Origin of the sequence: Neobacillus rhizosphaerae, assembly GCF_937468385.1 — a bacterium.
Taxonomy (GTDB): Bacteria; Bacillota; Bacilli; order Bacillales; family Cytobacillaceae; genus Neobacillus; species Neobacillus rhizosphaerae.
Genome location: NZ_CALBWS010000025.1, coordinates 31,782 through 51,270 on the forward strand (window position 1 = coordinate 31,782; position 19,489 = coordinate 51,270).

Consider the following 19,489-nt stretch of genomic DNA (forward strand, 5'->3'; position numbering starts at 1 on the left):
CCTCTCTCAATCGAAGCGTAATTGGTTCCATCCTATCATAGTGGCAAAAAAAAATAACAAGACTTTTGTCGTCTTGTTATCGAATGATTTCGCCAAATTATTTGTTAGTTCGAGATGTTGAAAATTAAGGCTGTGTTTTTGCCATAGCAGGAAACTGACTTAATGGATTTTCCTTTCCTGCTGGTGCAGGTGCATCGATTTTTGGTAGCTCTGCTTTTAGGTCAGCTAGACTAGGCATATAGAAAGCAGAGATAGTCAAACTATAGCTTATCGGTTGGTCTGCTTGATCTAGGCTAGTTATCTCTTCCCCACCTGAATACGTAATCGCCTCAACCACTACAATCCGTTTTAATGATTCCAGTGTTTTAATGAATTTCTCTAACTCTTCATAAGTTGGAGATTCAACACTCAACTGAACAGTTAGCTTTTTCATTCCAGTGGGTGCAGCTGGTCCAGATTGTTGTTCCCCGGCATTTTGATATGTCGCATTTGCATCAGTTGTTGTATTTTGGGGAGCATTTGTGGTTTGCGTATTTGTTTGATTCTCTGTTGAATTGGCATCTGCATCCTTTGCAAAGCTCATTGATTTAATTTCACTATTAGATATTGTTTCGGCTTTTTCTAAGTCCAAAATCAATTGTTCTTGAAGTGGTTCGACAGGAATTTTTTTCTGGAGTTCTCTTGTATCTTCAGCAGAAGTGACGGTATTGTCTGCCTTTTTTTGACTAACGATATCCAACAGCTTTTGTTCTGACTTAAATTCTTGCTGTTTAATCCCTAAGTCTGATTTCAAGGGAGTTAGGAAAAAGAACTGAGCATAGACGATGATTAACACCAACAAAAGAATGCCGACTCCAACAATAAGTTTGTCTCTTTTGGAGAAACGAAGCTTCATGAACCCTTCACTCCTTCCCCATCCTTCTTGCTCTTTTGTATAATTTTCTTCATTTCTTCCTTGTTAAACTTAATCTCAAATTGCCCTGTATAACGAGGGAGATAGTTACTTTTTTGCTTAATCGTTGAACTAATTGGAGAAGATGCTGTGTTATTATTGACTGTATTTTGATTTGTTGTTGTGGTAGTGTTGTTTCGGCTATCCTTGTTCGTCGTTCCAGCTGCTGGATTGGTTTGTGTACCCTGGTTGGTTATAGTTCCAGTTGCTTGATTGTTTTGACTATCAACTGAGGTAGTTGATCCTGGTGTAGATTGATTAGCACTTGACGTCTGATTAGTTGTATCCCCTTGGCTATTTGAAGCTGCTGAGTTGCCAGCAGCTTTAGTTTCATTTTTAGACTCTGTGGCTGCTAATGAATTTAAGCTTGCTTCCGCAATCCATTTCGACTGATTAAGGCTATCTAAGAAGTAGGCTGCCTCTCTGGCACTATCAAATTGAACGGTCAAGGTAACAGTTCCAGACTCTGAATAGCCAAAGGATTGGATAAAGCCTCGCTCTGGTAATAACGAGGTTAGATGCTGCATGACTGGTACCGTTTGAATGGGATAATCATTTGCCCAATTTATCGCACTCTTTAATTGGTTGATAGAGCTAGAAGATGCAGCAGTTTCACTATTTTTCTGTTCTTTATCTGCAATTTTTTTGGTTATTGAAATTTGTCTGTCTAAAGAAGCTAACTCATCTTTAACGGATTGGGTTTGCCAAAAATAGAAGCCACCAATCAGGACAAATACTACTAGCAAACTGGATAAAGTAATAATAAAGCCGACTTTTTTCGGTTCTTTTTGTGGAAGCAGGTTAATTTCTACTAGCATCATTGCACCTCTTTTAAAGCGAGACCTAGAGAAAGTAATAAATTTGTCGGTACGCTTCCTGATTTTCCTTTTACATCAGAATAAAGAGAAAGCAATTCAACAGGAATCTCAAATCGATCATTCATTTCGTCTGCAATTGCTTGAAGCATTGGATGATCACCAGTTAGAAGAAACTTGGTTATTTCACGTTTCTCAATGTTAAGATTATAACGATAAAAATCCAATAATTTAGTTAATTCTTTAAAAATATCTTCAAACTGAATAACCAATTCTTCAGCATCGCCTTTATATTTACATTCCATCAAGCCCATGCTATCCTGCCTTATTTCCCATTGATCCAAATCAAAGGGTAATGCGAACGGGCGCATGACTACTGGGACAGTTCCTTCAAAAATACACAAATTCACGCTTGTCAAATCAAATTGAATCGTTAAAAGAATTTCATTTTGAGCTGCATGACCAATCGTATGGTATAAACGATAAAGTGCAAGCGGTGAAATATCCGCGGCAACAGGATTTAGCTTAAGGCTCGAAAATAAATCCGCATACTCCATTACATTTTGCTCTGGTGCAGCAAAAAGAAGCAGCTCCTTTGTCTTTCCATTATCCGTAAGTGGATAAAAATCAAATATTGGTTCTTCAAAAGGTAAATGAATGCTAGCGCCAAGCTCCAAATACAGATAACCCTTCATTTCATCATCCTGGATTTCAGCAGGCACAGACACTTTTCGGATGATGACGAGTTGATCGGGTACTACGAAGCGGATAGCACGTCGTTGAATCTTCCATTCATCAATACACTCTTCTAAAATGTTCGCCAAGGAATCTATATCAGCAATTTTTCCATCACTAATAATCCCCGGCGGAAGAAACCGTTCCCCCCATTTTTGTGCCTGAGGTGGGGTCGCCTGTTTCAATTCAACATAGCGAATCGAGTGGTCATTTAGTACCAGGTTGATAATTCGGTTTTTAGATGAAAATAGGGAAAAAGTCATATAAAAAACCCCTTAGTTAAAATCCGTGATTAAGAAAATGTAAGTATAAATCTATAAGTTCCGATCCCCAATAATAAGCGGACAAGGTGCCCGCAGCAATAAACGGACCAAATGGAATCGGCTGCCGCTTTTTAACGATTCTAAAGAGCTGCGCTAATCCACCCAGGACAGCACCAAATAATGTTGATAAGAAGAACGATAATAACACAAGCTTAAACCCTAGGACAAAACCAAGTAGGGCATAAAGTTTGATATCCCCACCGCCCATGCCGCCTTTACTGACAAAGGCAATGACTAATAGGAGTGTGAAACCTGTTACAGCACCTAAAAGGCTATCCCACCACGGGGTTAAAGGCCAAATGATTCGTTCCAATAAAAAAATCCCTGCAAACCAAAGTAAAATTTTATCAGGGATGAGCATATAATTTATATCTGATACTACAATAATCATAAACATAGAAACTAGTGTTATTGCAACTAATAGCTCTCCCGACCAACCAACCACATAGAATGATGTTGCAAATAGAATACCAGTAAGCAATTCCATAATCGGATAAATAGGAGAAATCCGCGACTGACAGCCGCGGCATTTCCCCCCTTGAATTATGTATGAAAACACTGGGATGAGTTCATATGCTGTTAATTGATGCCCGCAAGCCGAGCAAGCCGAACGCGGGGTGACTATTGATTTTTTCATTGGGACTCGAAGGCCAACAACGTTGAAGAAGGAGCCGAAAATAATTCCGTAAAAAAAAACAATAGATAAAAGTAAATACATTTTCATAACTATTTAATTCCCAATAACTACTCCACGTTTAAGATCCTCTTGGGGTACAGGACCCTTCGTGCTTGTTTGAACTCCTCTTTCATTTGTTACAAGTTTGACACCTACAACTTTTCCATTTGAAATTTTCACATATGATACTACAGTTGTATCATCTATTGTTCCTGTTATTGTATCCATATAGTTATGAGTACTTCCGTCTGGACTTTCTATTGCATCAATATAATTTGAATCCACCATTTCTTTTAACGTCAAATATTTAATTATTGGTTTGGTAGCATCACTTTTTTGTAAATTTGTATCTGTTGTTATTGCCATCTTAGCAGAGTTAATCATTTGCTGTGCATTAGCAACGTGAGCATCTTTTTTAGTGTTGTCAATTAATCCTAAAATAGAAGGTACCGCAATTGCTGCAATAATCCCCAAAATAACAATAACTGCAAGCAATTCAATCAAAGTTAATCCACGTTGATCTTTAAGCTTCTTTTTTAACATTTGAAACATAAATTCATCTCCTAAATGGTTCTTTGAACCTAGTAATATAGTCTCTTGTAGTATACATTATTTGGCATTATAAAGAAAAGAGAATTATATGATATTTTGTCATTTCCCCTCAACTTTTTGTAATTGATGTCGGATTATTGATTGTGCTGTTGAAATTGGTTGAACATGTCAAACATTGGCACCATAATGGATGTTACTATCGTACCAACCAATCCCGCTAAAACAACAATCATAAGCGGCTCTATTAATGATTTAAGTCTATCAGTTCCTGTTTCGACTTCTTTTTCATAGAATTCAGCAATTTTTGAAAGCATCGCATCGAGCGCACCAGTCTCTTCCCCAATCACAATCATTTGTGTAACGAGCGGTGGGAATGCCCAATGTATTCGCATAGGCTCAGTCATCGAACGCCCTTTTTCAAGAGAATCACGTGATTCACGAATTACTTTGGCGAGGACTTCATTTTCGACAACCTTTTCAACAATCGCCATTGCTTGAAGAATCGGGACAGAGCTGGAAAATAACGAACTGAGTGTTCGCATCATTCGTGCTAGAGCCGCTTTTTGCAATAAGTTTCCGAAAATAGGCATTCTTAAGATCATATAATCTAAATAGTATTTCGTTTCCTTGTTATTTTTTAAGGAAGTAATTATTGTTACTATTAATATGATGATGAGTGCTACAAGCCACCAAAATGATTGCATAAAACTACTAGCAGCAAGGACAAACCTTGTAATTGCTGGAAGCTTTCCACCCATATCATCAAACATAGTAACAAAGGTTGGTACAACAGCAACCAGTAAAAAGATGACAACTGCAATCGCAATAATTCCTACAACAGATGGATAGGCAAGAGCAGATACTATTTTCTGCCTGGTGAAGTGTTGTTTTTCAAAATGCTCAGCCAAGCGATCAAGCGTCTCATCCAAGTTCCCGCTGACTTCCCCAGCTTTGACCATATTAACAAACATGGGTGTGAATATCTTATTGTGTTTTGCAACAGCCTCAGATAATGGATTCCCTTCCCTCAATTCCTGTTCTACATCAAGCAAAGCCTTCTTTAATGCTTTACTTTCAGTCTGAAAGGCGAGAATCGACGTTGCTTCAACAACTGTTACCCCGGCTTTTATTAATGTCGAAAATTGTCTTAAATAAATGACAAAATGCTGTAACTTCACGGGATTTCCTATTGAAATATCTTTAGTCAACAGCGTTTCAGGGACTTCATTTATTTCAATTACTCGGATTCCTTCATCCTTAAGCTTGACCATTGCTTCCCGCTTGGAGGCAGCGTTAACGGTGCCCTGCCGTTTTCCTTTTCGGTCACGTCCATTGTATTTATATCTAGCCATTCATTAACAACTTTTCATGTAAATATTGGGTTGCCGATTCCTTCTGAATTATGTTTCTATCAATAAGGTCTCGAATACTCATTTCAAGCGTATGCATCCCCTGGGCCCGGGACGTTTGCATCGTACTTTGAATTTGATGAATTTTTTCATTTCTGATTAGGTTTGCAATTGCAGCATTATTAACTAAAATCTCTGTTGCTGCTTTTCTGCCTTTTTTATCGGCGGTAGGAAATAAACGTTGCGAAATTACCCCCACTAGAACTGAAGCTAACTGAATACGTATTTGTGGCTGCTGCACCGATGGAAATACATCGATAATCCGGTTAATGGTTGTCGGGGCACTTGAAGTATGGAGTGTTCCCAACACAAGATGCCCTGTTTCTGCAGCAGTTATTGCAATTGCCATCGTCTCTAAGTCGCGCATCTCACCAACAAGAATAACATCAGGGTCCTGACGAAGAGCAGCCTTTAAGCCACTTGCATAGTTATTTGTATCAAATCCAACCTCACGTTGATCAACAATCGAATTTCCGTGCCGATGGAGATATTCTATTGGATCTTCTAAGGTAATGATATGTTTGTGCATCGTTCGGTTCATATAATCAATCATCGAAGCAAGAGTGGTTGATTTTCCACTACCAGTTGGGCCGGTGACAAGAATAAGCCCCTGGGGTTTCTCCATCAACTTTGAAACAATGTCAGGCAAATCTAATTCTTCAATTGAGGGAACCTTTGAGGCAACCACCCTAAGAGCTAATGAAACGCTTTTCCGCTGATGATAGGAATTAACACGGAAACGTGAACTACCTGCTACTCCATAGGAGAAATCGAGTTCCCCTTTTTCCTTAAATAAATCCCACATGTTTTCTGGAATAATTGCTTTTGCCATTGACTCAGTATCATCTGGTAATAATAGATCAGTTCCGTACCTTCGTAAGTCACCATTTATGCGCATGACCGGAGGAACACCAACAGTTAAATGGATATCGGATGCTTTATATTCAATTGCTGCTCTTAGTATTGCATCAATTTTTTCTTTCATGCTCATATACTCCTACTCCAGAGTTGCTACTCTTAATACTTCTTCAGTAGTTGTTAAACCTTGTTTTATTTTTAATAAACCATCATCAATTAAAAAGATGGTTTTATTTTTAGTAGCCATTTCCTTTAGCTTTTGAAAAGATTCTCCATTCATCATCGCACGGCTCATTTCATCATTGATGACCAATACTTCATGAAGGGCTAGCCTTCCTTTATACCCCGTCATGTTACAAGATGAGCAGCCTCTCCCCCGGGATATTTTTTCAATTTTCATCCCACGCTTTGCAAAAATTTCTTGCTCTCGTTTTGATGGTTCTTGAATTTCCACACAATCACGGCACACTTTCCGGACCAGACGCTGGGCAACAATACCACTTAAAGAGGATGCAAGTAAAAACGGTTCTACTCCCATATCAATCAGCCTTGTAACAGTTCCGATTGAATCATTGGTATGAAGCGTGCTTAAAACTAAATGTCCTGTTAATGATGCCCGGATCGCTACTTCTGCCGTTTCTTTGTCACGAATTTCCCCAACCATAATTATATTAGGATCTTGGCGAAGGATGGATCTTAATCCCGCAGCAAAGGACATGCCAACATTCGTGTTCACCTGAATTTGGTTAATTCCCTCCAATTGATACTCAACTGGATCCTCAATGGTAATGATATTGACCGCTTCACTATTTAGCTTATTAAGCGCCGCATAAAGAGTCGAGGATTTTCCTGATCCTGTGGGACCTGTAATGAGAACAATGCCTGTCGGTTTTTCAATCATCTCGTTAAATCTTTTCATATTAAGTGAATTAAATCCCAGTTTGCTTAAATCATTTAATGTTGAACCCATATCAAGGAGACGCATGACTATTTTCTCACCGTAAACAGTTGGCAGCGTTGAAACACGGAGATCGACTGGATGAAAATCGAGATTTAATTTTATCCGTCCATCTTGGGGAATTCGGTGCTCGGTAATATCAAGATTAGACATAATTTTTATTCTTGCTGTCAATACACTTTGCATATGACGAGGCAGAACTCGCTCATTCCGTAGTACACCATCAATTCGGTAACGGACAACAACCTTAGTTTCCTGCGGATCAATATGAATATCACTGGCTCTTTGGATAACAGCATTTGATAAAAGCTGATTCACAAGACGTACAATTGGTGAATCTAGGTCGGTTACATCATCAGCTCGTCCTTTTTCATTTTGTTGAAGTTCATCAAGTAGCTCATCAAAGCCATCATCAACATCATAGTATTTATTAATAGTGCGAAGAATATCATCTTTAGTGGCAATGGCGGGTTCAATTTGAAATCCGGTCGATAAACGTAAATCGTCAATCACGATGAAATCCATTGGATTGGCCATGGCTACAAACAGTTTATTGCCCTCTTTTTTTAGCGGAATAATTAAATTCCTTCTCGCTGTTTCTTTGGAAATAAGCGAAAAAAGATTCGTTTCAAACGGGTAATGAAAAAGGCTTATGTGTGGGATACCAAGCTGATATTCAAGCACTTCAATTAACTGTTGTTCAGTAATATATCCTCGTTCTATTAAAGCCTCACCAAGTTTTTGTTGCCGACTTTTTCCCTCTAAGGTGGACCGAAGCTGCTCAAGGGTAATTAATCCTTCTTCGATTAACAAATCACCAAGTCGTTTACGTGCTTGCCTCATTTTTACATCCCTGCTTTTATTTTGGTTGTTCATTCAGTTTTCCCCATAGATCGCTATCATTTGAATCTTGTTGAGCTGTATCAGAATTGGGTGTCGTTTGATTCCCAATAGAATTAGAAGGATTAGTGGTCTGATTATTATTTTCTGTACCATTCTGATTAGACGTACCGGAATTTGTGGTAGTGCCCTGCCCGCTTCCTGCTAAACCATGAACTTCCACTTGATAGGTTGGTGGATAATAATCCTCTGAAATTAATTCACTTTTAATAAATGTGTTGCCTTGATAGACATCCCGGTATACCTTTACTATTAGACCTTCTGCCCCTTTTGTTTGTACCGTTGTTTTTCCTGGAAGAAGCAGTGGACTGTATTGAATAATCGTTTTTGGTTTTAACTTTTGTTCATCTTTTGTCGTAATTTTATAATTGTAAACAAGCTTTTCACCCTTTAAGGTGACCTTTAAGCTACCGTTATCCAATTGCAGTTCAAGCATATACTTTACCTTATTCGGATTGGCTATAACTAAATCAGCCTTTTTAGTTTGATTCACTTTAGCTTCAAAGCCCAAATTCGCATAATCTGGAAGAGAACTGCTAATGCTTCTATCTACAATCGAAAAGTTCCAAGGCAAAACGGCCTGATAGATTCCAGTTGCCATCACATTTAGTGTAGAGGTTTCTTTAATCTTATATTTCTTAGCATATTCTAGCAATGAAAATGTAGATTCTTCTGGAATTTCAATTGATGCATTGTTCTTAATTAGAGATTGCAAACCTTCAGGTACTTCTATCATATCAATGACTGCTACATTTAAGACAGCATCCTTTTTAATGTGATCAGCTAGTAGGTATTCTTCAAAAAGGTTAAAGGAATGCGAACCTGCTTCAAAAAGTGACGCTGTTTTATTTATACTGTTCGTTAGCTTATCAAGGTTGATATCATTGATTTTAATCTGCGGGAATAGCATTTGAACTTGTACTTCTACCTGTGATTTGTCAATTGTAATGAAAGCTGGATTTTTTTGACCATCCTTGATTGAATCCACTGTTTGTTTAGCATCTAAATGGAATTGGTTTACATCAAATGGAACAATTTTTTCCCCATATTGTAGCCCAATAGTTGTATCCTTAAGCCAGTCTACATACTTTTCCTCTAAGAGACTAATCACTTCAACTTCTGTTTTCCCGGAAACATCTAATGCCCCAATTGCTGTTCCATCAGAAAATTCCCCGTCAGTGTTTGTTAATTTTTCAAATGCCTTCGCACCATAATGAGAGAAGCTAAAAATAAATGCTGTACTGAAAAATAAAACAACAAACAACTTAATGATTTGTTGATTTTTGCCCAATTCACCTGCCTCCCATCACATTATTTTTTGCAAGGTTACCTTTTTTTTCGTTTCAGTTTCTTCTTGAACACTGTCTATGTCAACTGCAATTTCTTTTGAAGTATTAAGGAAATCAAAAGAAGAATCTCCGAACGGCTCAATTCCGTTAGGAAAGTGTTGCACATGCGACTCCATTTCTTCAAACCAATTACCAGTCAGCTTTTCATTCCTATTGGAAATCTCCTCTTCAAGTAAACTCTCTATGTCGGATAAATAACCAATTTCATTTTCTGACTCCTCTTGCTTCTGTTCAAAAGCTTCACTTACAGAGTTCCGCTCTAATAGAAATAAAATATCCTCTTTATTTTCGATCAATTTTTCCATAGCAGGCTTTACTATTGGTTGAATAGTATCCGCCATATTTATGACGGGTGCTTCCACCAAATCTAATTCAGTTAATTCCATCGACTCCTTCATTTTTATCATGTCGATTTTGGAATCTAGAAAGGGATTTGTATTTTGACTAGGGAGTCTTTCTTCAAATGAGGGATTTTCTTTAAAAATTACAGTGCCACCGCGCTTACCCATAAAATAAGCTGTAAAGAATATGAGTAGAACTAACAATATTACGGTTTCCCATAATGGGAAAGAGGATATGGCAGCAAGTCCCCCTAAAGCTAACACAAAACTGACCAAAACGATAAAAAATTTTCCTCTTTTAGTGAATCCAAGCGGTAGAAAAGATATAATCACCATTAGAACAAACATAGAACTAAAGGCCCATATAATAGATTGCATCCATTCACTCCCTTTCTCTTTGTCCTTTATACTATGAAACTACATTTTTTTTCAAAGTCTTTTATTTTTTGCTTATTTTTTCAAAAATTAGACAAAATCCGCCTACTAAATATTGTATAATACTTTTAGCTAGTTTTAAAGAAGCTAGAAAATATTTATAGGTAATAATTACTAAAATTCATTCTATGAACTTTGAAAACTTTAAACTTAAATAATACCTATTTTCATCCTTGAAGGGAAAGGATAATTTATGAAATTTTGTCAAAATGAAAAAGGGGTAACTCTCCTTGAAGTTCTTATCTCAATTGTTATTTTATCGATTATCTTTTTATCAGTTATGCGTTTTTTTCCACAAATGGGGTTCATGAATAATCAAAACGCAGAAAAGACTCAAGCTATAAATACTGCAAAAGAAATACTCATCGATTGGCAGAATTCCCCACATGCCAAAGCCTTTCTTGTAGATCCTACTAACGAAAGCCTAGATGATTTGCCTATTAATAAAAGACAGAAGGCGGATATTATTATTTTTATACTGTGGAGGGGAATTTTGATGTAACTATAAAAATAAAAATAACACCTAGTAAAGAAGCAAAATTTTCTAAAGCACATCTCATCCAAATACAACTATTTAATAAAAGAAAAAATGTTGTAAGTGAAACATATGGTTACATTTTAAGATAGGAGATGAGGATATTGATTCGAAATGAACGTGGGTTAACACTTATCGAAGTTCTGGTTACCTTAGCTATCCTATCTATCATTGGTGTAATTATTTGGAATGTTTTTTTTCAAGGTTATTTATATTCAAAAAATGCTATGTCGAGAAATTCTTTGCAACAAGAAGCAAACATAATCATTACCAATTTAAAGAAAATTCATCAAACAAATATAAACTATACTATCAGTTCCTCGAATTGTGATATCACAGTCATTTATAAAAAAGACCAACTCACTTCAGCTAAAACACAAATATTTAGTCATTCCCAAATATGCTATGACCTAGAAATTAAGATTGATTCTAGTATTAAAGGTTCAGGACCGGTAACAATTGAACCAAATAAATCAGATGTCATTTTAAAAGTTAAAACAAGTGATAGAAAAAACAAAAATAATATTGTAAATATCGATACATTTCTTTATCGGATGAAGGGAGTTGGATATTAATGCCTAGTATTAAAAATGAACAAGGATATGCTCTTGTAACCGTATTACTAATAATAGTAGTGTTTATGGTTGTATTTCTCTCTTTCATGGGACAAGGCTTTACAAGTGTGAAGCAAAATCAGGTGGTAGAGAAGAAATCACTGTCTATTGATACAGCTGAAATGGGGATAACCTATTATCAGGTTGCAATTCAAAATCTATTTGAATCTAAACAAACTGATGTTAATGATAAAGTAAAAGCTATTATGACCACCACTCCATCGGCGAACTTTAAAAGACAGGCAGCAATTACATTGGCAGATGAAATACAAAAAGCTTATCCAATTGGGAGCACACAACCCACAGTTCCAATAGATGATACCAATGCTTCGTTTACAATAAGTAACCTAATTTCTGTTCCTGACCCTGATACGAATTCTAGTAAAGTTAATATTACCTTTGATATTGTTGGTAAGGAAGATGGGAAAAGTACTGGTTCCAAACTTAGTACAAAGATGATAATAAATTTAGACTCTATTATCAATTTGGCCGGCAGTGGATCTTCAAATGGTTATACAATGCCAACCTACAATGAAATACCAAAACCTAAAGCTGGATGTAGTATACTAGCTTGCGACGAAGTGTATATTGACGGGAATGGAAGCTTTGGCGGAAACAATCTTTTTAAGAAATCTAAACAAACAATCTATACCACAGGTTCATTTACACAAGTGGGAACTGGGAATGAAAACAATAAAAGTAACATCTCCATTCATGCTGAAGGTCCAATTACCATCGGAAACAATATGAATAAGGCGTTAAATTTTAAAGTGGAAACGAAAGATAATGCTTATTTCGGGGGGCATTTAGAGATTTATGGAACATCAAAGATTATGATTGGGGGAAATGCAACTGTTGATAATAGTTTATCAATTGGGACTTCTTCCAAAATGTGTGTGCGTGGAGATTTAACGGCTAGGAGCATAAGTGTTTCCAGTAGTAATCCCCCAGGGAAATTAATCGTATATGGAAAAGTAAACGGTAGCACAACATCTCCTTATAGAGTCACTGATACCATCTTTAAGTCAGAGTGTGGAACCTATGTACCACCCGATTTCCAAATTAACTGGGGAGATAATATTGATACTATGATTAGCAATGTTGATTATTAATTAAATCACATAAAAAGAGGTGTGCTCGGAGTTGTTTCATCCAACTACGAGCACACCTTTTTTAACAAGACGAATACTCTGCCACCCGATTCCTCCCAGCCCGTTTCGCCCCCACATAAAGCGCCCGGTCTGCATGGCGAATTAATGCGAGGGAATCCTCGGCATCCTCAGGTGCTGTTGCTACTCCAATTGAAGCAGTAATTTTAACCTGCTGCTGCTTTTGATCAATAGACTGACTAAGAATAAATGGCCAGTTCGCGATCGCCTGCCTTATGTGCTCGGCCATTTGATAAGCTTCCTGTTTTGTTGCATCTGGTAATAGAACAACAAATTCCTCTCCGCCATACCGAGCAACCGTTCCGTGATTTCCAACCAGTTTACTAATTCTGGTTGCAAGTTCACATAGGATTTCATTTCCGCTTTGATGACCATAAGTGTCATTTACTTCTTTAAAGTGGTCGATATCAAGGATGATCAAAGAAAGCATCTGGCGTTGAAAACTAGTCAATTTTTCAAATTCCTCGGAAAGTAGATTCTCAAAATAGCGATAATTGTATAATTTCGTTAACGCGCAGTGTTCACTTTGTCTTTTTGTTCGCTCATAATGCTTGGCATTTTCCATTGCAACGGCAAAATAGGAACAAAGGATATCGATAATCATATGCTGGAATTTTTCATAGGCCCGCTTCTTCTTTGAAGCCAATAATAATATCCCAATTACTTTTTTACTTTTTACGATAGGGACACAAAGAACACTTTCGGCATCACTAGGAATATAACGGTCTGTAATTCCTCGCCATTCCATCTTAGCCGAGAATAGGTAAGCCTTCCGTTTCGCCCAAACCATGCCTGTGATTCCTTCATTTTTCAACAGTTTAATGTCATTGTCCATTACGGTACCGCTTTCAATCCGGCGAATTAATTTAAGTTCTTCACCTGTGACCTCAAAGATATACGCATAATCAACGGACAGCATTTCACTAAGCTTTTGAATAAATAAGTCAATCACGTCATTAACATTGAGGCGTTCGGCCAATTGATGACCAATTTCTGCCGCCTTTTGCAAATATTCATTTATTTTTTGACTTGAATAGTAAAGATTAAACACGATTGATAAACTAACAAACGGGATTCCTACAAACAAGAGGGCCAATAATCCTACCTGATTATATAAAATGTATAAAATTATGCCAATTGGCAATGTGATTAACGTGGTAATCGTTTCGACAAAGAAATCTTTACCAAAATATGACACTTTGCTTTTATAAATAAAATATATATTAAAAGAAATAATGACTTGATTTAACACATAACTTAAAACAGCATATAGGACAGCCAGCAAGAGTGAATGCCTATCGTGGGCCAAGTTTGGTCCAGTCTGACCGCCAAGTAAGTAATAGATCATTCCGCTGACGAAAGAAACAATGAAAAACATAATCAAATTTAGCGGCAGACGAAATAATTGACCATTTTTCAGGACCCTTAGTTTTATCAGTAAACTAATAACCGCAGCTTGGGCAAAGACAATTTCGACAAATAAGCCAAACTTTAAAAAGGTCGCTAATGCAACCCATTGAGTTAAAAAGATAAACATCTCATTGATGACAATTGGCATCGACGCAACAACTAATGTTAACAGCAAAAAGGCAAAAATATTCATCCAATTGCCGGAGAAGTGTGGAGGACTATAGTGATAGGTAAACCATAAACCTGCTGGAACCATCAAAAAGAAAATCAGAAAAATAGTTCTTTGGACTTGCGGTTTTACAACCATCTGACCCTCCCCCTCTCCGATATATTATTATTAATTCAAGATATAATTATTTTATCAAATAATAATAGGCTTGTCATAAAGAATCGACTTATTTTTCGAATTTTTACATAAAGTTCAACTAACCATCAGTGGAGCGCCTTTCACAGCCACTGATGGTTAGTTGTTAAGTAGGCTTTTCAGGTAGTTGGATTCCCATACCTTTACCTTATTAGTTTCTCTTTACACTGATGTTGGGATCGTCCTGCTTGATAATGCGGGATAAATGCGGTTTGACTTCCGAAATAAAATAGAGAGAACCCGTAATCACTAACATCTCTTTTGCATCCAGGTTTTGAATCTCCTCAAAAAGATAGGATTCCCAGCTGTCGACAGCCAATTTGTTCGATGATTGACTGATTTTCAATAAATCTTGTGCTGCGGCAGCACGTGGAAAATCAAAGCTGACAAACGAAATTTGATCTGCGATTTTATCGAGTTTAGCAATCATTTTGTCGAGCTTTTTATCCTTTAAAGCAGCAAACACTATCTGGATAGAACGGTCAGCGTATCGGGAAGCTAATTCATGGACTAAGGCTGTTATTCCTTCATCATTATGGGCCCCGTCAATAATGACGAGCGGATTTTCAGAGAGAATCTCAAATCTTCCCGGCCAATATGCCTTTTTTAACCCTTCTTGGATTGCTTCGTCCGTAATGTTGAACAAGCTCTCTTGATTTAAAAATTGCGCTGCACTGACAGCAAGTGCTGCATTCTCAGTTTGATGCTGGCCAATCATACTGATTTCAAGCTTTTCCATAGTTTGTGATACAGTATGTAAAGTAAAAATCTCACCAGTATCAAGTGACTCGTGTGAGCTAATGGAAAACGCCTCGTTTAAGCGATATAAGGGCGCTTTTCTTTTCGCTGCCTGTTCTTCAATCACATTACTGGCACCAGGATGTTTGACAGCTGTAAAAACGGGCGTGTTTTCTTTAATGATTCCAGCTTTTTCAAAAGCAATTTCCTCATATGAATTCCCGAGGATATTCGTGTGATCAAGGCCAATGTTTGTAATGATAGAAGTTAATGGATGAATAATATTAGTGGAATCAAATCGTCCACCTAACCCCACCTCAAAAACAACCAAGTCCACCTTGCTATTATTTGCAAAATAATAGAAGGCCATAGCAGTAATAACTTCGAATTCAGTAGGGCCGCCAAGCTCTGTTTCCTCTAACTCATCCGCTAATGGACGAATGACATTGGCAAGCTTTAGAAGTTCATCATCAGTAATCGGTTTCCCGTTCACACTAATCCGTTCGTTAAATTGCTCAATATAAGGAGAGGTAAAGGTGCCGACCGTATATCCTGCGGACTCGAGTATCGAACGGAGAAAAGTAACCGTTGAACCTTTTCCATTTGTTCCGCCGATATGGACCGTTTTTATTTTTGCTTCCGGATGGTCAAGCCTATCCATCATCCATTCCATCCGTTTTAAACCTGGTTTAATTCCCAGTCTTAACCTTGCATGAATCCAGTCAAGGGCTCCTTTATATGCAGTAAACATCCGTTACACCCCATCTGTTTTGACTTGAATTTTTAATATTTTCTTCTAAAAAAACTATCATGAGCCTCAACTCCCAACCCTAGCCTGGAAATAAATTTAGAGAACAAGCCGTAGTCACCTAATAAAGGCGGTGAGAGCAGAGCTAGACTTCACATCTTTCGTCTAGTGAAATGGGTATTTCACTTTAACTGGTTAAAGTGATTCATTTTTGCGGCGCTCCGCCCCTTTTCCACAGAAAAGATCTATTATTTGATTCGCTGATAAAAGTGGAAATTCGCTGATAATATCCAAAATTCACTGATAAACTGTGCGGATTCGCTGATATATGACTAAAAACCGCTGATAAATTGGCATTTACAGCAAAATTGCGTCTTTCAGACAGGATTTTGATTATTTTCTCAACGCGAATTAATAGGCGAGACGAATCCATTGCCGGATTCGCCTCACCTAACTGTTTAACCTTTTAATTCGTTAATCCGTGCTTCGACAACGCTTCTTTTTTCGAGATAATCCTTTTCCTTGCCACGTTCTTCAGCAACAACACTTTCTGGTGCTTTTTTCATAAAGCCTTCATTGCCTAATTTCTTCTGAACTCTGTCTACTTCTTTATTTAATCGGTCCCATTCTTTTTCAAGACGAGCAATTTCTTCGTCAATGTTAATCAAGCCTTCAAGTGGAAGAATAATTTCCAAGCCTGAAATAACAGCCGTCATTGCTTTTTCAGGAGATTGAATGTCTGTTCCCATTTGCAGTTCCTCCGGGTTACAGAAGCGTTCAATATAGCTACGGTTGTTCTCAATCGCCTTTAGAACCTTTTCATCCTTTGCTTTAACGAGCATTTTGACTTTCTTGCTCATCGGCGTGTTTACTTCGGCACGAATGTTTCGTACAGACCGAATCATTTCCATGAGAAGCTTCATTTCTTGTTCGGCTTCGTCATCGGAAAGCTCCGCCTTAACCTCCGGCCATTTTGCTTCGGTAATCGATTCGCCACTATGAGGGAGGTTCTGCCAAATTTCCTCGGTGATAAATGGCATGAACGGATGAAGTAAGCGCATCGTTTGGTCTAACACGTATGCTAGAATCGAACGAGTCGTTTTCTTCGCTGCTTCGTCTTCTCCATAAAGCGGCAGCTTCGCCATTTCAATATACCAATCACAGAAATCATCCCAGATAAAATTGTAAAGCGCACGGCCAACTTCCCCAAATTCATAGCGCTCTGAAAGCTTCGTCACTTGTTCAATCGTTTCATTTAAACGCGTTAAAATCCACTTATCGGCAACTGACTTTTCTCCGCTAAAATCAATATCCTCGTAAGTCAGGCCGTCCATATTCATTAACGCAAACCGGGAGGCATTCCAAATTTTATTGGCAAAATTCCAGGTAGCTTCAACCTTTTCCGTACTATAGCGTAAATCCTGACCAGGTGAACTACCTGTCGATAGGAAGTACCTTAAGGCATCGGCACCATATTTATCAATGACATCCATTGGGTCGACACCATTGCCAAGCGATTTACTCATTTTCCGTCCTTGCTCATCACGAACGAGGCCGTGGATGAGAACATCATTAAATGGACGCTCACCTGTAAACTCAAGGCTTTGGAAAATCATTCTCGATACCCAGAAGAAAATGATGTCATAGCCCGTAACCAGCGCACTTATAGGGAAGTAACGCTTATAATCAGCTGCTTCCGTGTCAGGCCAGCCCATTGTGGAGAACGGCCAAAGAGCGGAACTAAACCATGTATCTAAAACATCTTTGTCCTGTTCCCAATTTTCGCTATCTGCAGGTGGCTTGTGATCAACATAAACCTCGCCCGTTTCTTTATGGTACCAGGCAGGAATGCGGTGCCCCCACCAAAGCTGTCTGGAAATACACCAGTCGCGGATATTTTCCATCCAGCGCAAGTAGGTTTTTTCAAAACGATCAGGAACGAATTTTACTTTATTTTCTTTATCCTGCAAGGCAATGGCTTCATCAGCGAGCGGCTGCATTTTAACAAACCATTGTGTTGAAAGGTATGGTTCCACAACCGCGCCGCTCCGTTCAGAGTGGCCAACGGAATGCATGTGGTCTTCAATTTTGAAAAGAATCCCTAGTTCTTGTAGGTCCTTAACAATTTCCTTGCGACACTCGAAGCGGTCAAGGCCTTGATACTTGCCAGCCTTTTCATTCATTGAGCCGTCTTCGTTCATAACAAGAACGCGTTGAAGATTGTGACGATTGCCGATTTCAAAATCGTTCGGGTCATGGGCAGGGGTAATTTTTACCGCACCAGAGCCGAATTCCATATCAACATAATCATCGCCAACAATCGGAATTTCACGGCCAACGATTGGCAGAATAACAGTTTTACCTATTAAGTGCTTGTAACGGTCGTCTTCCGGATGAACCGCAACGGCTGTATCCCCAAGCATCGTTTCTGGACGAGTTGTCGCAATTTCAATCTGTCCAGAGCCGTCTGCCAATGGATATTTCATATGATAAAACGCACCTTGAATATCTTTATAAATAACTTCGATATCAGATAAGGCAGTTTTCGTGGACGGATCCCAGTTAATAATGTATTCCCCGCGGTAAATGAGGCCTTTTTTATAAAGGGTAACAAATACTTCCCGAACCGCATCAGATAAGCCTTCATCAAGAGTGAAACGCTCGCGGCTGTAATCTAAGCCTAAGCCTAGTTTTGCCCACTGTGCACGTATATGAGCGGCATATTCTTCCTTCCACTTCCATGTTTCCTCGACGAATTTTTCTCTACCAAGGTCGTAGCGGCTTTTACCTTCACTTCGCAGTTTTCCTTCCACCTTTGCTTGGGTGGCGATTCCGGCGTGGTCCATTCCTGGCAGCCAAAGAACGTCAAAGCCCTGCATTCGCTTCATCCTGGTGATAATATCTTGCAGGGTTGTGTCCCAAGCATGACCTATATGAAGTTTTCCAGTAACATTTGGCGGTGGAATCACGATTGTATACGGCTGCTTGCTCTCATCATCTTTTGCTTCAAAAAACTTCCCTTGTAACCACCAATCATAACGACCTTTTTCAATCGATTGCGGGTCGTATTTAGTTGGCATCGTTATTTCCTTTGTTTCCATCTAAAATTCCTCCTTCTTTTACTTCTAAAAAATACAAAAAACCCCAATCGTCATAAAAGGACGAATGGAGTTTGCTTCGCGGTACCACCTTTTTTCCAATCAACAAAAATGATTGGCTCTTAACTAGGATAACGGATTTCATCCGTCTTCCATTACTAGGACCACTGGATCCGTTCGCAGAAGAAGCTCTTGGGCGACCTTCTGATGTGCCTCTTAGGAAATTTTCCAGCTAATAATTTCCCTCTCTTTAAGTAAGCTCAGCATCATACTCTTCCCTGTCTTTGCTTATTTTTTAAATTATATTGTTATACTACCGAAAAAAAGGGTTAGACGTCAATCATGATGACCAAATTTCTTTTATTTTATACTATATGTAAGTTTTAAGGGGAATTTACAAATATTTAGAATATATATAGGTAGATGTCGAAGTTGAATGAGGAGGTTTTTCGGGTGAGGGGGAATTTTCAAAAATACAAACACCGACCCTGGTTTAGAACGATTCGGAGA

16 protein-coding genes and 1 other annotated feature are annotated in these 19,489 nt (G+C 38.2%); of the genes, 3 read left to right on the forward strand and 13 right to left on the reverse strand.

The annotated features are described in order from the left end of the window. Positions 1–124: 124 nt before the first annotated feature. The 10 genes from M5A78_RS17245 to M5A78_RS17290 all read right to left on the reverse strand — a co-directional run bounded on the left by M5A78_RS17245 (position 125) and on the right by M5A78_RS17290 (position 10,246). Positions 125–895 carry a pilus assembly protein PilO gene (locus M5A78_RS17245; protein WP_248736522.1) on the reverse strand — a complete coding sequence of 257 codons (771 nt, stop codon included), beginning with the start codon at positions 893–895 and terminating at the stop codon, positions 125–127. Next, positions 892–1,773, reverse strand: a complete 882-nt coding sequence (locus tag M5A78_RS17250) for a PilN domain-containing protein (protein WP_248736523.1) — start codon at positions 1,771–1,773, stop codon at positions 892–894. Before M5A78_RS17250 ends, M5A78_RS17245 begins: the two co-directional genes overlap by 4 nt. Beyond that, positions 1,770–2,765: a type IV pilus biogenesis protein PilM gene (pilM, locus tag M5A78_RS17255; protein ID WP_248736524.1), complete on the reverse strand. Its 996-nt coding sequence runs from the start codon at positions 2,763–2,765 to the stop codon at positions 1,770–1,772. Before pilM ends, M5A78_RS17250 begins: the two co-directional genes overlap by 4 nt. A 16-nt stretch (positions 2,766–2,781) precedes the next feature. Beyond that, complete coding sequence (locus tag M5A78_RS17260; protein WP_406603718.1) at positions 2,782–3,543, reverse strand: prepilin peptidase; 762 nt, start codon at positions 3,541–3,543, stop codon at positions 2,782–2,784. Between the two features lie 12 nt (positions 3,544–3,555). Continuing rightward, positions 3,556–4,053, reverse strand: a complete 498-nt coding sequence (locus tag M5A78_RS17265; protein ID WP_319942313.1) for a type II secretion system protein — start codon at positions 4,051–4,053, stop codon at positions 3,556–3,558. Between the two features lie 134 nt (positions 4,054–4,187). Further along, positions 4,188–5,405 carry a type II secretion system F family protein gene (locus M5A78_RS17270; protein WP_248736526.1) on the reverse strand — a complete coding sequence of 406 codons (1,218 nt, stop codon included), beginning with the start codon at positions 5,403–5,405 and terminating at the stop codon, positions 4,188–4,190. Further along, the gene (locus M5A78_RS17275; protein WP_248736527.1) at positions 5,398–6,447 is read right to left on the reverse strand and encodes a type IV pilus twitching motility protein PilT; all 1,050 of its coding nucleotides are present in this window, start codon (positions 6,445–6,447) and stop codon (positions 5,398–5,400) included. Before M5A78_RS17275 ends, M5A78_RS17270 begins: the two co-directional genes overlap by 8 nt. A gap of 12 nt (positions 6,448–6,459) precedes the next feature. After that, positions 6,460–8,121 (reverse strand): GspE/PulE family protein, encoded by a 1,662-nt coding sequence (locus tag M5A78_RS17280; RefSeq protein WP_248736568.1) that lies wholly within the window; start codon positions 8,119–8,121, stop codon positions 6,460–6,462. Positions 8,122–8,137: 16 nt separating this feature from the next. Further along, a complete protein-coding gene (locus M5A78_RS17285; RefSeq protein ID WP_248736528.1) occupies positions 8,138–9,469 on the reverse strand; it encodes a G5 domain-containing protein in 1,332 nt (443 codons plus the stop codon). Between the two features lie 15 nt (positions 9,470–9,484). Then, on the reverse strand, positions 9,485–10,246 hold the full coding sequence (locus M5A78_RS17290; protein WP_248736529.1) for a hypothetical protein: 762 nt from the start codon (positions 10,244–10,246) through the stop codon (positions 9,485–9,487). A 250-nt stretch (positions 10,247–10,496) separates the two neighbouring features. On the opposite strand from M5A78_RS17290, the gene M5A78_RS17295 reads away from it, so the two are divergent. From M5A78_RS17295 to M5A78_RS17305, 3 genes are all read left to right on the forward strand, one after another. Then, positions 10,497–10,805, forward strand: a complete 309-nt coding sequence (locus M5A78_RS17295; protein WP_248736530.1) for a prepilin-type N-terminal cleavage/methylation domain-containing protein — start codon at positions 10,497–10,499, stop codon at positions 10,803–10,805. Positions 10,806–10,942: 137 nt separating this feature from the next. Next, on the forward strand, positions 10,943–11,413 hold the full coding sequence (locus tag M5A78_RS17300; protein ID WP_248736531.1) for a type II secretion system protein: 471 nt from the start codon (positions 10,943–10,945) through the stop codon (positions 11,411–11,413). Next, the gene (locus M5A78_RS17305) at positions 11,413–12,564 is read left to right on the forward strand and encodes a hypothetical protein (RefSeq protein ID WP_248736532.1); all 1,152 of its coding nucleotides are present in this window, start codon (positions 11,413–11,415) and stop codon (positions 12,562–12,564) included. The genes M5A78_RS17300 and M5A78_RS17305 overlap by 1 nt, the downstream gene beginning before the upstream one ends. A gap of 61 nt (positions 12,565–12,625) precedes the next feature. Here M5A78_RS17305 and M5A78_RS17310 read toward each other — a convergent pair whose 3' ends face one another. From M5A78_RS17310 to M5A78_RS17320, 3 genes are all read right to left on the reverse strand, one after another. After that, entirely contained in the window at positions 12,626–14,338 is a 1,713-nt protein-coding gene (locus tag M5A78_RS17310; RefSeq protein ID WP_248736533.1) for a sensor domain-containing diguanylate cyclase, read from the reverse strand. A 208-nt stretch (positions 14,339–14,546) separates the two neighbouring features. Then, positions 14,547–15,884, reverse strand: a complete 1,338-nt coding sequence (locus tag M5A78_RS17315) for a bifunctional folylpolyglutamate synthase/dihydrofolate synthase (RefSeq protein WP_248736534.1) — start codon at positions 15,882–15,884, stop codon at positions 14,547–14,549. Between the two features lie 455 nt (positions 15,885–16,339). Continuing rightward, complete coding sequence (locus M5A78_RS17320) at positions 16,340–18,982, reverse strand: valine--tRNA ligase (RefSeq protein WP_248736535.1); 2,643 nt, start codon at positions 18,980–18,982, stop codon at positions 16,340–16,342. A 53-nt stretch (positions 18,983–19,035) separates the two neighbouring features. Continuing rightward, positions 19,036–19,273 (reverse strand) — a binding site (T-box leader). Between the last annotated feature and the right edge of the window lie 216 nt (positions 19,274–19,489).

Bases quoted from the DNA above. Each gene is read 5' to 3' on its own strand.
- M5A78_RS17250 (WP_248736523.1), bottom strand. From the start codon at position 1,773: ATGATGCTAGTAGAAATTAACCTGCTTCCACAAAAAGAACCGAAAAAA.
- M5A78_RS17290 (WP_248736529.1), bottom strand. From the start codon at position 10,246: ATGCAATCTATTATATGGGCCTTTAGTTCTATGTTTGTTCTAATGGTG.
- M5A78_RS17280 (WP_248736568.1), bottom strand. From the start codon at position 8,121: ATGAGGCAAGCACGTAAACGACTTGGTGATTTGTTAATCGAAGAAGGA.
- pilM (WP_248736524.1), bottom strand. From the start codon at position 2,765: ATGACTTTTTCCCTATTTTCATCTAAAAACCGAATTATCAACCTGGTA.
- M5A78_RS17295 (WP_248736530.1), top strand. From the start codon at position 10,497: ATGAAATTTTGTCAAAATGAAAAAGGGGTAACTCTCCTTGAAGTTCTT.
- M5A78_RS17310 (WP_248736533.1), bottom strand. From the start codon at position 14,338: ATGGTTGTAAAACCGCAAGTCCAAAGAACTATTTTTCTGATTTTCTTT.
- M5A78_RS17275 (WP_248736527.1), bottom strand. From the start codon at position 6,447: ATGAAAGAAAAAATTGATGCAATACTAAGAGCAGCAATTGAATATAAA.
- M5A78_RS17305 (WP_248736532.1), top strand. From the start codon at position 11,413: ATGCCTAGTATTAAAAATGAACAAGGATATGCTCTTGTAACCGTATTA.
- M5A78_RS17270 (WP_248736526.1), bottom strand. From the start codon at position 5,405: ATGGCTAGATATAAATACAATGGACGTGACCGAAAAGGAAAACGGCAG.
- M5A78_RS17315 (WP_248736534.1), bottom strand. From the start codon at position 15,884: ATGTTTACTGCATATAAAGGAGCCCTTGACTGGATTCATGCAAGGTTA.
- M5A78_RS17320 (WP_248736535.1), bottom strand. From the start codon at position 18,982: ATGGAAACAAAGGAAATAACGATGCCAACTAAATACGACCCGCAATCG.
- M5A78_RS17245 (WP_248736522.1), bottom strand. From the start codon at position 895: ATGAAGCTTCGTTTCTCCAAAAGAGACAAACTTATTGTTGGAGTCGGC.
- M5A78_RS17260 (WP_406603718.1), bottom strand. From the start codon at position 3,543: ATGTATTTACTTTTATCTATTGTTTTTTTTTACGGAATTATTTTCGGC.
- M5A78_RS17265 (WP_319942313.1), bottom strand. From the start codon at position 4,053: ATGTTTCAAATGTTAAAAAAGAAGCTTAAAGATCAACGTGGATTAACT.